Source organism: Flavobacterium sp. AG291, assembly GCF_003350375.1.
In the GTDB taxonomy this organism is placed as follows: Bacteria; Bacteroidota; Bacteroidia; order Flavobacteriales; family Flavobacteriaceae; genus Flavobacterium; species Flavobacterium suzhouense.
The window spans coordinates 27,287-40,308 of the sequence record NZ_QQAR01000002.1 but is presented as its reverse complement, the minus strand read 5'-3'; the positions used below and the strand labels follow the sequence as shown (position 1 = coordinate 40,308).

The 13,022-nt window shown below is 33.8% G+C and carries 13 protein-coding genes; 9 read left to right on the top strand and 4 right to left on the bottom strand.

Features of this window, described 5'->3' with window-relative positions; all coding sequences use genetic code 11:
* Nucleotides 1-145 precede the first annotated feature (145 nt).
* The 6 genes from DEU42_RS02190 to DEU42_RS02165 are packed head-to-tail and all read left to right on the top strand — an operon-like array spanning nucleotide 146 to nucleotide 5,707.
* Nucleotides 146-988, top strand: a complete 843-nt coding sequence (locus DEU42_RS02190) for a 1,4-dihydroxy-2-naphthoyl-CoA synthase (RefSeq protein WP_199509034.1) — start codon at nucleotides 146-148, stop codon at nucleotides 986-988.
* Between the two features lie 15 nt (nucleotides 989-1,003).
* Nucleotides 1,004-1,531 carry a PH domain-containing protein gene (locus DEU42_RS02185; protein WP_114756646.1) on the top strand — a complete coding sequence of 176 codons (528 nt, stop codon included), beginning with the start codon at nucleotides 1,004-1,006 and terminating at the stop codon, nucleotides 1,529-1,531.
* Complete coding sequence (locus DEU42_RS02180; protein ID WP_114756645.1) at nucleotides 1,524-3,032, top strand: PH domain-containing protein; 1,509 nt, start codon at nucleotides 1,524-1,526, stop codon at nucleotides 3,030-3,032. Before DEU42_RS02185 ends, DEU42_RS02180 begins: the two co-directional genes overlap by 8 nt.
* 26 nt (nucleotides 3,033-3,058) lie before the next feature.
* Complete coding sequence (gene menA, locus DEU42_RS02175) at nucleotides 3,059-3,961, top strand: 1,4-dihydroxy-2-naphthoate octaprenyltransferase (protein ID WP_114756644.1); 903 nt, start codon at nucleotides 3,059-3,061, stop codon at nucleotides 3,959-3,961.
* Between the two features lie 31 nt (nucleotides 3,962-3,992).
* Entirely contained in the window at nucleotides 3,993-4,670 is a 678-nt protein-coding gene (locus DEU42_RS02170) for a metal-dependent hydrolase (protein WP_114756643.1), read from the top strand.
* Nucleotides 4,671-4,672: 2 nt separating this feature from the next.
* Nucleotides 4,673-5,707 (top strand): o-succinylbenzoate synthase, encoded by a 1,035-nt coding sequence (locus DEU42_RS02165; RefSeq protein WP_114756642.1) that lies wholly within the window; start codon nucleotides 4,673-4,675, stop codon nucleotides 5,705-5,707.
* Here the strand turns inward: DEU42_RS02165 and DEU42_RS02160 are convergent.
* Both DEU42_RS02160 and nudK read right to left on the bottom strand, forming a co-directional pair.
* Complete coding sequence (locus DEU42_RS02160; protein WP_114756641.1) at nucleotides 5,704-8,007, bottom strand: acyl-CoA dehydrogenase; 2,304 nt, start codon at nucleotides 8,005-8,007, stop codon at nucleotides 5,704-5,706. The two genes, DEU42_RS02165 and DEU42_RS02160, sit on opposite strands and share 4 nt — an antisense overlap.
* Before the next feature lie 58 nt (nucleotides 8,008-8,065).
* Complete coding sequence (nudK, locus tag DEU42_RS02155; protein ID WP_114756640.1) at nucleotides 8,066-8,644, bottom strand: GDP-mannose pyrophosphatase NudK; 579 nt, start codon at nucleotides 8,642-8,644, stop codon at nucleotides 8,066-8,068.
* Between the two features lie 162 nt (nucleotides 8,645-8,806).
* Here nudK and DEU42_RS02150 point away from each other — a divergent pair, with 162 nt between their 5' ends.
* Nucleotides 8,807-9,220, top strand: a complete 414-nt coding sequence (locus DEU42_RS02150) for a hypothetical protein (protein ID WP_114756639.1) — start codon at nucleotides 8,807-8,809, stop codon at nucleotides 9,218-9,220.
* A gap of 138 nt (nucleotides 9,221-9,358) precedes the next feature.
* Here DEU42_RS02150 and DEU42_RS02145 read toward each other — a convergent pair whose 3' ends face one another.
* The gene (locus DEU42_RS02145; RefSeq protein WP_114756638.1) at nucleotides 9,359-9,865 is read right to left on the bottom strand and encodes a DUF2911 domain-containing protein; all 507 of its coding nucleotides are present in this window, start codon (nucleotides 9,863-9,865) and stop codon (nucleotides 9,359-9,361) included.
* Between the two features lie 147 nt (nucleotides 9,866-10,012).
* Here DEU42_RS02145 and DEU42_RS02140 point away from each other — a divergent pair, with 147 nt between their 5' ends.
* Complete coding sequence (locus DEU42_RS02140) at nucleotides 10,013-11,932, top strand: DUF294 nucleotidyltransferase-like domain-containing protein (protein ID WP_114756637.1); 1,920 nt, start codon at nucleotides 10,013-10,015, stop codon at nucleotides 11,930-11,932.
* Between the two features lie 2 nt (nucleotides 11,933-11,934).
* The gene (locus tag DEU42_RS02135) at nucleotides 11,935-12,543 is read left to right on the top strand and encodes a PolC-type DNA polymerase III (protein WP_114756636.1); all 609 of its coding nucleotides are present in this window, start codon (nucleotides 11,935-11,937) and stop codon (nucleotides 12,541-12,543) included.
* Here the strand turns inward: DEU42_RS02135 and DEU42_RS02130 are convergent.
* Nucleotides 12,540-12,989, bottom strand: a complete 450-nt coding sequence (locus DEU42_RS02130) for a DinB family protein (RefSeq protein ID WP_114756958.1) — start codon at nucleotides 12,987-12,989, stop codon at nucleotides 12,540-12,542. The two genes, DEU42_RS02135 and DEU42_RS02130, sit on opposite strands and share 4 nt — an antisense overlap.
* Nucleotides 12,990-13,022 lie beyond the last annotated feature (33 nt).

The window sequence follows — 13,022 nt, the reverse complement described above, 5'->3', positions numbered from 1 at the left end:
TTGGATAAAGTTTTGAATATAAATAATTTATGATCAAAACTTTTTTAATTGATTTTTCATATCATAAATACCATGTTAGTTCAATATCTATTTTCATTGGTGAATGCAAAAAATGCTTTATTTTTACGGTAAATATTAATATAGCATGAGCAATATAAACTGGAAAACCGTAAAAGAATTCGAAGATATTACCTATAAAAAATGTGATGGTGTTGCACGTATCGCGTTTAACAGACCTGATGTAAGAAATGCTTTCAGGCCAAAAACTACGGCCGAACTTTTTGAAGCTTTTCTGGATGCCAGGGAAGACACTTCAATAGGAGTTGTTTTGCTATCCGCTGAAGGTCCGTCGTCTAAAGATGGAGTGTATTCATTTTGCAGTGGTGGTGATCAAAAAGCAAGAGGCCATCAGGGGTATGTAGGTGATGATGGTATGCACCGTTTGAATATTCTTGAAGTGCAACGACTTATTCGTTTTATGCCAAAGGTTGTTATTGCTGTTGTTCCCGGTTGGGCCGTAGGAGGGGGGCATAGCCTTCATGTTGTATGTGATCTTACATTAGCCAGTAAAGAACACGCGATTTTCAAGCAAACAGATGCTGACGTAACCAGTTTTGATGGAGGATATGGATCTGCATATCTTGCTAAAATGGTAGGTCAGAAACGTGCACGTGAAATTTTCTTTTTAGGCCGTAATTATTCAGCTCAGGATGCTTATGAAATGGGAATGGTAAATGCTGTTATACCTCATGCTGAACTTGAAGACACAGCTTATGAATGGGCGCAGGAAATATTAGACAAATCACCTACATCTATAAAAATGCTGAAATTTGCCTTTAATCTTACTGATGACGGTATGGTGGGACAACAGGTATTTGCCGGTGAGGCAACCCGTCTTACATATATGACAGAAGAAGCTAAAGAAGGCCGTGATGCATTCCTTGAAAAAAGAAAGCCTAACTTTAGGGATATCAAATGGATACCTTAATCTCAAAGTATTCCAATGGAACGATTTACTAACGAAACAATAGATACACTTTCTTTACCTAAGTTTGAAGAAACCGTACTTTCACCTCTTAATATAAATTATAAGAAGATTATTTACTTTAATCTTGGGCTTACATTTTTAATTTTGGCTACGATTATAGGTGTAGTCCTGTATTTTATTGAGGAGTCAAGAGCATATGTAATTCCGGCAATCCTGGCTTACGTCGTATTGTTGTTGTTTAGCATAGCTGTAAATCTTATCAGTTTCAGAAACAGAGGATTTGCTTTTAGGGATCATGATGTTATTTACAAGAGTGGAGCTATCGTTTTAGAAACTACTATAATTCCTTATAACAGAGTGCAACATGTAACTTTACACGAAGGTTTTATTTCAAGAAAGTTGGGATTGGCTACTATAGAAATATTTACTGCCGGAGGTATTAATAGTGATATTAAGGTCCCAGGAGTAGAAAAGGAACATGCGGAAAAGATAAAACAATTACTAATTGGTAAAATTCTTAAACAGAATACTATTAATGAATAATGATTTCAGCAATCCGCAGCGACAATCACTGATAGGTGTTTTAATAATGTTTGCCGACACTTTGCAAAGTGCAATAAGAGCATTATTTCCGATTTTAATCGTATGGATCATTAAGATAGATCAAATGAATAAGATCTACCTTACTATTGGAATACTAGCAGTTTTTGTATTAGTTGCTGTTATTGCATATTTAAAATACATCAACTTTACCTTTTATCTCGATGAAGAGAACGAAGAGTTTGTAATTAAAAGAGGAATTATTAATAAAAGTAGGTTAGGTATTCCTTTAGATAAGATTCAACAGGTAAATATAAATCAGTCATTTTTACAAAAGATAATTGGTGTTCATGCTCTGGAAGTTGATACAGCTGGTACAGCTCAGAAAGAAGTTACTATAAAAGCAATTACTCACGACCTTGCTCAGTCACTAAAATCAAGATTACTTGAAGGAATCAAAACAACATCAGATAACTCTAAGGTTGAAACTGAATCGTATGATACAGTAGCGAAACATGCTTTTATTCAAATAAGCCTGCTAAGCCTTTTTAAAACAGGTATTACATCAAACTACGTAAGGAGCTTTGGTATATTACTTGCGTTTTTTATTACAATGTTTCAATACATTGAAGACTTTATAAAGTATGCGGAAATAGAAGATGATCCTTTAGATAATTACCTAAGGACCGATGTCATTCTGAAATTCATAATGTTCATTATCCTGGCTATTATGGCTATGGTAATAGTGGTTAATCTGGGACGCACAATTTTAAAGTTCTTTAATTTCAGGATAACGAAGCAAAATGATTCATTGCTACTTTCCCATGGATTGCTAAACACCAAGAACACTATTATAAAACCTGAAAAAGTTCAGATTGTAACTGTCGGGCGAAATTATTTTCAGAAAAAACTGGATGTACTTGATATAAAAATTCGTCAGGCTTCAAGTCAGGAGGCTAATAATCAGGATAACAAAAAAACAGCTATTGAGATACCGGGATGTAATACAGCTGAAAAAGATATGCTATTAAAATTCCTTTTGCATGAAATTCCTCAGGAAGGTATTGTTCTTAAGCCTAATATTAGAAAAATACTAATGCAGTCTATTAAATTCCTGATAATCCCTTTAGGAGCTTATTTTTTATTAGCCAATTATGCTTTTACAGAATTAAAAGAATATATGCTGTTTTTACCAGTTTATATACTATTTATAAGTCTCGTAATGTATTTTGGTTTTAGAAACAGCAGGCTTTTTGTAAATAATGAGTTTATTATTAAACAGGGAGGAGCATGGGATGTAGATAAAGATTACATTGCACCTCATAAAATACATGCTATCTCGGTTCACCAATATTTTTGGCATAAAGGTTTAGATATTGGAATTTTAAATCTTTACACTGCAGGTGGAAAAATATCATTTGGGCTGGCTGATTATACTACACTTAAACAGTTCGTAAATTATTGGCTGTATCAGGTTGAAACTACTAACAAAAACTGGATGTAACGCATCTTAATATATCTTGAAATTTAATGGCAAACGCTAAAGCTTGGCTTCAGGCCGCACGATTAAGAACACTACCTTTATCTGTATCGGGGATACTTGTTGGATGTTTTTATGCATTTTCACAAGGGTTTACCAATTATTCAATCCTGGGTTTCGCACTACTTACAACCTTAGGATTACAGATACTTTCCAATTTTGCAAATGATTATGGCGATGGAATAAAAGGTACGGATAACGAAAACAGAATTGGCCCTCAAAGAGCAATACAAAGTGGGGCCATTACCGTTGGAGAAATGAAAAAGGGTATTATAATAACTTCTTTACTTACTTTGGTAGCAGCGATTGTATTGATTTACCTTTCATTCGGTAAAGATAACTTTGGGTATTCAGTATTCTTTTTCTTCCTTGGTTTAGCAGCTATCGCAGCGGCGATAAAATATACTGTTGGGAATTCTGCCTATGGATATAGAGGACTTGGAGATTTGTTTGTGTTCATTTTCTTTGGGCTTGTTAGTGTTATAGGCTGTTATTTCCTATTTGCCAAACAGATTGATACGCTTGTTCTTTTACCGGCAATAACAATCGGATTGCTAAGTGTAGCGGTACTAAATCTGAATAATATGCGCGATCAGGCTTCAGATGCTTTATCGGGTAAAAATACTATTGTCGTTAAAATGGGGGCAAAAAATGCTAAAATATATCATTACACGGTAATTATAACAGCATTAGTACTGACTCTTGTTTTTGCAATACTATCAGATTTTAAAGCCATTCAGTATATATTTTTAATAGCATATATTCCATTTATATTGCACGTAAAAACAGTAGCAAAAAATACTGAACCACGTGCATTAGATCCGGAACTTAAAAAAGTAGCCTTAGGTACTTTTTTCCTTTCAGTATTGCTTTGTATAGCATTACAGTTATAATTTTATAATTCCAATAATAAAAAACATTCTTATGAAAATTACATTTTACGGCCATGCAAGCTTAGGAATAGAGGTAGGCGGCAAGCACCTAATAGTTGACCCGTTTATCTCCGCTAACGAACTTGCAAAAGATATTGACATTATGCAGTTAAAAGCAGATTATATACTGCTAACGCATGCTCACGGCGACCATATTCTTGATGCTGATGCCATAGCTAACAATACTGGTGCGGTAATAGTTTCTAATGCTGAAATCACAGGCTATTTTGAGAAAAAAGGGCATAAGGTACATCCTATGAATCATGGAGGTAGCTGGAATTTTGACTTTGGTAAAGTTAAATACGTTGTAGGTCATCACTCAAGTTCTTTCCCTGATGGCTCTTATGGTGGTAATCCCGGAGGTTTTGTTATTGAAGGTGAACATAAAAATATTTATATCGCCGGAGATACAGCAGTGACATTTGATATGAAACTGATTCCAATGCGTACAAAACTTGACCTTGTGGTTTTACCGGTTGGAAATAACTTCACTATGGATATTGAAGACGCTATCATAGCATCCGATTTCCTTGAATGCGATAAAGTACTTGGTTATCACTTTGATACTTTTGGATACATTAAAATTAATCATGACGATGCGATAAAAAAATTCTTCAATAAAGGAAAAGACCTTATGTTACTTGAAATAGGAGAATCGTTAGAGCTTTAATAATGAAAGCATCATACAAAAAATATATTCTTGACTTTAAACGCCCCAGCGGAACATCGCGGGGCGTTCTTACTCAAAAAGAAACCTGGTTCCTTATCCTTGAAGATAATGGAAAAACCGGAATAGGGGAGTGTGGTATACTTCGAACCCTAAGCATTGATGACAGGCCGGATTATGAAGAAAAGCTAAAATGGTCTTGTGAAAACATACATTTAGGAGAAGAATACCTTTGGAATTCCCTTAACGAATTTCCATCAATTCAATTTGGACTTGAAATGGCATTTCAATCTCTAAAATCAAATAATCCATATCTTTTATTTCCGTCAGCTTTTACTGATGGAACGAAAGGTATTGCTATCAATGGCCTTGTCTGGATGGGAGAGGAGAGCTACATGAAACAACAAATTGAAGAAAAATTACAGCAGGGATTTGATTGTATTAAACTAAAGATCGGAGCTATTGATTTTGATAAAGAACTCAATTTATTAGATTTCATAAGATCTAATTTTAGTGCTGAAGAGATAGAAATCCGTGTAGATGCTAATGGTGCATTTTCCTCAACAGATGCATTAGATAAATTAATACAACTTAATACATTTCAATTACATAGCATTGAACAACCTGTGAAACAAGGTCAGTTTGATTTAATGACTAATCTTTGTAATAAAACACCCTTTCCTATCGCTTTGGATGAAGAGCTTATCGGTGTATTTGGATATAAAAATAAAGAGGCCTTACTTCAAAAAATAAAGCCTCAGTATATAATTTTAAAACCAAGTCTCATAGGTGGTTTCCGTGGTTCCCGAGAGTGGATTGATATAGCAGAAAAAATGAATATTGGCTGGTGGATAACTTCTGCGCTTGAGAGTAATATTGGCCTCAATGCAATTGCACAATGGACATTTCTTCAAAACAACCCAATGCCACAGGGTTTAGGTACAGGATCACTATATACAAATAATTTTGACTCGCCGTTGGAGGTTGTCAATGGAAAATTAATTTATAATCCTGATATTATATGGCAGGTTAATTTTTAGGCTTCAGCAGCTTTATTAGTTACAATAGCACCAAGACAACTATCCGGTATGTTAAAAGCATCAACCAGAGGAACAGCATCCTGCCTGATTTCCCAACATAACTGACTCACAAGCTTGCGCACAGCTTTAGTTTTAACGCCTTCCATGTAACCCTGTTCAAGATACCAGGCTTTATGCTCTTCAATTTTATTTAATGCAAATAGATTATACACACGTTCCATTACTTCCTTAATTCCTTCATCGGTAATAGTAGATAACTTATCCTGAAACTGCTCCAGAAAAATACGGTCAAGATAACTGTCAGCAATCTGAATCATATGAGGATGCATTACATTAGCGGCATCAAAAGCATCTAAACCGTTATCTACAAGTTTTTTAAATCTTTTTGCAGCTGAACTGACTATCTCATTCTCCCTGTAACGGAAAGCATGAGTGTGGAATTCTTTATCTTTAAGATGAGAATCATCGGTGTTTCGGGTTGCAAAAGGATTCTTTTCAGTGATAGATGTCTTTGCCTGGTCCAATACGTAATTAAATATACCGGATACACTCATTTGACCAAATTGCTTACGGAACTCACCCAAACGGTTTTTAGCAGTAAGCTGCATTAACACTGTATTATCACCTTCAAAAGTAGTATATATTTCTGTGTCATTTTTAAGATCATCTATCCTGTTTTCTGAAAGATATCCTTTACCACCACAAGCTTCACGACACTCCTGAAGTGTGCCCCTTGTATTCCATGTGGAATATGACTTCATGCCTGCCGCCAAGGCTTCAATTTCCTGCATTTCTTCTTCTTTTCTATTTACAAAGCGCTTAGTAAGATATTGCAAACCAAAATGAATTGCGTAAGCATTTGCTAAATAAGGCATTAATCTCTTCTGATGCATTCTGTAATTAAGAATGGGAACTTCAAGGCCTCCATCGGGGCCAAATTGCCTACGCTTATCACCATATTTTACAGCAATAGTTAAGCCTGTCTTAGCGGCGGCTAATGCTGAACGCGGAATTCCAATCCTTCCTCCAACAAGTGTTCCTAACATTGTAAAGAAACGTCTGTTATCACTCGGTATAGGGCTTTCAAATTCTCCATTTTCATTTACCTGAGCAAAACGATCTAGCATATTATCATAAGGTATAATGACATTCTTAAAAGTTAAAATCCCATTATCAACCCCGTTTAGCCCCATTTTATGACCACAATCTTCAATAGTTACACCTTCAAGTACATTTTTATTTTTATCACGAATTGGCACTATAAAAGCATTAACACCATAATCTTTTTCATCGATGATCAGTTTAGCAAAAACAGTAACCATCTCACCATGATTAGCTGTATTGCCTATATATTCTTTACGGTCGTATTTTTCAGGAGTGTTGATTGTAAACGTCCTGTCTTTATGATTATAAACAGCTGTTGTCTGTACACCTTTTACATTCGAGCCATGATGTGTTTCTGTCATAGCAAATCCGCCTGGTAGGTTTAATGTGCCAACATCTTTAAGGTATTTAGCGTAATGTTTTTCAGTTCCCAGAGATAGTATACTCATTCCCCAAAGTCCAAACTGAACACCAAATTTTATCACAAGACTTAAATCGTGATAACTTAACGTCTCCATTATTGAAAAATAGCCTTCTATATCGGCTTTGCCTCCATATTCTTTAGGATAGGCATAATTTCCCATTCCTTCTTTAGCCAGTATTTTACACCAATCAAGTACTCTTTCACGATACTCAGCTGTATCTGAAATGGTTGCCAGCCTAAATTCTGGTGAAGAAATGATTCTTTTTACCTTATTAATATGAACTGATTGATCTCCATCGAGTAGCTCCGTTAACTTATTTACATCAAAGCTTTTAACAGTACCATATTTAGTAGTTATAGTATCCGTTTTAGATTTCAATCCGGCAATAGCCTCCTGTCCCATAATTCCCAGTTCAGATTCCATCTTTGCAAAAGCAGGGGCAATTTTAAGGATATCATCTTCTGTTAGTGCAGGTCTTTCCGAATTAGCTATAAGAATGCCTAATTCTGTAAGATTAGCAGGATTGGATTTATTAATTAAAGTATCAATTTTTTCTTTCCATTTAAAGAATTCTGAACGGCTAGGAGGGGAGATATAATCTATTTTTGTTTTAAGAAAGTCTTTTTCAGCTTTTGTGAGCCATTCCTGATTATTTATGAATCCTGCCAACGCAGAAAATTCTTTTTTAGTAAGGAAATCATCCTGCCATGCTACATAAAAAACAGGAATTAATATACTAAGTTTAGGATTGTTATTGAATGTAATGTCCATAAGGATGGTTTTTATTATAAAAATAAGCAATTACTTACAGTCACTAATAAAAATAGTGTTAAACTAAATCATGAATTTTAGCATACTGAAGAAGCATTATTGTTTTAGCATCCATAATTTCTCCGGTTTCGATCATCCTTAATGAATCATTAAAATTAAGTTCAAGTACTTCAATATTTTCCTGCTCATTATCTAATCCACCGCCTGTTCCGGTTTTCATATCATCTGAATACGCGCCAACGAAAAAATAAAGAATTTCTGTGACAGATCCCGGAGACATATACACTTCCATAATTTTTCTTACGTCAGATAAATTATAGCCGGTTTCTTCTTCAGTTTCTTTTTTAATACAATCTTCAGGATCCATTTCGTCAAGCATCCCTGCACAGGCTTCGATCATTTGTCCGTCTGTATTTCCATTAAACCATGTAGGCAATCTAAACTGTCTGGTTAAAATTACAGTTCCTTTGTTTTTGTTATATAGTAAAATTACAGCGCCATTGCCGCGATTATAAACTTCACGTTCCTGAGTTTGCCAGCTTCCGTCCTTAAGCTGATATTTATATGTAACCTTATTAAGTTTTCCCCAGTTGTCAGATAATAGTACTGTTGATTCAATTTTTACTTTTTCAGACATTATGTTAAATATTGATTTGATGATTTACAATTTACAAACGCTACAGGCGTTTTGATATTACATTTTATTTAGCAGTTAAAACTACATATTTAAAGACAACATAATTTTTAAAGGATTTATAAAAATTTTATATTTACTGAAAATAAAATCTAATAAACCAAAATGAAAAAACTATTAATCTGTTTACTGTTGGCTTTGGCCTTTAACATGAATGCCCAGGATAAATCTGTGCCATTATCAATTAAAAATTATGAGCTGTATTCAATTCTAAAAAAAGGAATTTCTTTTAAAGATTTCCCTGCGTTGCCGGAAACTGTAACAGAACATTATGTTGGTGGAGAACTTCAATATACAGTTGCAGAAACTGAAAAATTTACGCTTAAAATTATGGCGGACGGAGAATTTAGATTTAAAATGAAAAAACCGGCAACAACATTTGTAGAGCAATTATATTATATAAGATTTCCAAACAATACTGTGTTTGGTTATGCCATGCAAACCAGAAAAGACGGTGTAGTTCAAGTAACAGCTTATCAGGGTGATAAATTCGTTTATACTGGAGAAGTAAAAAAATAAAGACATTTTAGCGGGTTTATCCCGCTATTCTTACCATCTATATTGACTTATAATATATATTATGTAAAATAATAACTGAATATATTAAATAAAAAACGGCATTGAATATCAATGCCGCTCTGAATTATGTAAGCCTTATTATTTAACAGATACCGGTATATCTATGTTTTCCCAGCTTAACGTTATATTATTTTTGTTTATGTTATAAACAAGACTTTCATTCATTTTAGAAGATTTTCTTGTTTTTACCTGAACTCTTAAAGCATCTTTAGCTTCATCATAATTGTAAGCACTCATTTTAGGATCTTTTCCAAAAATTACTGTAGCCGATCCATTTTCAGGAATTACATAAATTGAATATTTTCCTGCAGCTAATTCTTTACCTTCAATTTTAAGGTTTTTATCAGTTTCAATTGTTGTTGGTGCATTAGCACCGGCACGCCAAACTTTTCCGTAAGGAACTAATTCTCCCCAGATTGTTCTTCCTTTTACAAACGGGCTGCTGTATTCTATCGTAATATTGGCACCGCTAATATTACCTTTTGCTGTTGCAGCAGGACTTGCTGGCTTTTTATCCTGTGCGAATGCACCAATTGTAAAAAATACAGAGAAAATCAGAATCGTAAACTTTGTAGTAAATTTCATTTTAAAAAATTGATTATAGTTATTTTGTAAATTTAAGCAGATTATCAACTAATTTAAAATTTTAACAAAGCTTTGAGATTTTTACTGTAGCTATTTTCTTTTATAGATTCCCAAAAAACATTACTTTTAAATCTCATTTGATTATATATGAAAAACCCTGTCGCCCAAAGTATTGCTGATTTTCTGAAACACTTCCCTCCTTTCGAAATACTCGAAAATGCTGAACTTGTAAATATAGCTGAACAGTCAAGGATTATTTATCTTGATAAGAATCAGATATTATTTAAAGGAGGAGATTCAGTTCACAATGATTTTTATATTATTAAAAATGGGGCTATTGGTCTTTCAATAACTTCTGATGCTGAAGAAACATTAATTGATAAATGTGATGAAGGTGATATATTAGGGTTAAGACCTTATTTTGCAAAAGAATACTACTTAATGTCTGCAAAATCCAGAGAAGAATCTATCATCATTGCAATTCCTATAGCTTTTTTTGAACCTTATATATTCTCAAACCAAAACATTCTTTCTTTTTTCCTGGAAAGCTTTGCTTCTCAAACACGCAATCCATACGATAAAGAACGTAAAGGTAAGCTTATATCGGAAAATATGATTGTTAGCGATCAGGTTGCCGACTTACAATACTATCAGCCTATTAAATACACAAAAAATCCTATTACTGCCAATCCCGATGACGTTTTGAGATTTATTGCTAAAACAATGGCTAACAGTGCTATTGGAAGTGTAATTATAGAACAAAACCAATTACCAATAGGTATAATTACAGACAGGGACTTGAGAGCAAAAATTGCAACAGGGCAATACCCTATTGATATAGATGCCCGAACAATAATGAAAAGCCCTGTAATAACTGTACCGGAAAATATTTCTGTAGCGGAGGCGCAAATGGTAATGCTAAAACATGGCGTTGGTCATTTATGTGTAACAAAAGACGGTAGTAATAAATCTGCCATAACAGGTATAATCAGTGAACACGATGTTATTGCTGCCCAATCAAATACTCCAGGAGTACTTTTAAAACAAACACGCCGAGCCGGTAATGCTAAAGAACTGAAATATGTACGCGAAAAACTTACCGACCTTATCCAGAATTCAATCGATACTAATATTCCTATTTCACACATATCAAATATAGTAGCTGAAATTAATATTGAGCTAACCCGTAGGGCAATAGAATTGTCAGTGGAAAAAATGGGCACCCCTCCTCCTGCTCTCTTTACCTGGGTAAATATTGGTAGCCAGGGCAGAAAAGAACAATTATTAAAAACGGATCAGGGTAACGCTTTAATTTTTGAAGATGTTGAGCCTGAAATCTATGATAATGTAAAATCATATTTTCTTGAATTGGCAGAAAGTGTAAATGAATTTCTTGAAAAGGTTGGCTACGAACCATCTCCAAAGGGATTACTTGCAAGCAATTCACTTTGGTGTAAATCTTTGTCAGGCTGGATAAAACAATACAACAGCTGGATTAATACCCCAGCTGAAAAAGGAGTTGAAGTTAGTACAGCTTTTTTTGATTTTGACTTTATTTATGGCGCTCCGGATATTGAAGATGCATTAATGGAAAATATCCGAAATAATATGGGGCATAATAAAAAGTTCTTCGGATTTCTTGCGGCTGATACTCTTCGAAATCCTCCTGCTCTGGGCTTTTTCAGACAGTTTTTACTTGAAGGTGATGGTGATCATAAAGACAAGTTTGATATTAAAGCCCGTGCTCTTGAGCCATTAATAGACTCTGCAAGAGCATTAGCATTAAGCCATAATTTACTTGAAGTAACGAATACTTATCATCGTTTTAAACAACTTGCGGAGCTTGAACCAAAAAACGCAGAGCTTTATGAAGAATGCGCTGAAGCCTATAACACACTTATGCGCTTTAGGACCGAAGAAGGTTTGACTAATGATTCTGACGGTAGATACATTGATATAAATGAACTATCTAAAACCGATAAAGGAAAACTTAAAAATTTTATTGAGCCAATTAATGAAATTCAGGATATTATTAAAAACAGATTTTCTATAACTTATATCAATTAATCATGGCATTTGACTGGCTTACTGGAAATAATCTCCCGCAATTCTGGAAAAATTATGTTTCCCTTTTCGATAATGATGAAGGAAATAGTGAAAAGCGTTATGTAGTTTTTGATATGGAAACAACCGGTCAGGACTGGAAAGAAGATGTAATATTATCTATTGGAGCAATTGGATTAAGTAATAATTCTATTGCTGTAGGTGATTTTTTTGAAGTTGTATTACTCCAGGAAAAATTCAGTACACAACCTACTTCTCAAAAAACAGTAATAAAAGAAAGTGCAGAAAAAGTTGTAGAAGCTGAAGCAATGATTCGCTTTCTAAATTTTATAAAAGACTCTACATTGGTTGGACATAATATAAATCTTGATATTGAGATGCTTAATTTCGCCTTAAAACGTCTGGATTTAGGCAGGGTTAGGAATCAATTTATGGATACAAACGTTTTATATCAAAGATGGAAGAATTTACCGGAAGATTCTCAATCAAGCCTTGATGAAGTTTGTGATATGCTTAAGGTTAAAAAAAATGAAATGCATACAGCATCCGGAAACGCATATATAACATCACTTATTTTTTTAAAACTAAGAAATAAATTGGGTATCAGGGACTAAATTTCTGATATTTTATAAAAAATATAATCTGTCACTAAAGGCGTTATATCATTATTTTTAAAATCTGAAGCGATTTGTCCCCTGTGGTATGTGGAATGATTTATTACATGGAATAAAATATCCTGTATACTATTAATATAAGTTTGTCCTTTAGTATTAGTATATTTAATTTGTCTATCAAAATCTAAATTACCAATTATGGCAAGAGAATTATAATAATTCACTTCGTTAATTGCTTTCAAATCCTGAAGAGGACTTATCCCCCAAACATCAACATTGTGATTTTTATCTTCAATTCTTGAATTCCATATCTCATGCGAGTTAACAATGTGATTAATCAGTTTTACTGATTTTACAGGCGGGTTATTGATTTCAGTTAAAGCATCAATAACTTTATTGTTAAAATGAAATGTGTATTCCAGGCCTTGCACAAAAAATAGTTTCATAATTTTACGTTTAAAAAACAAAAAAGCAGCCAT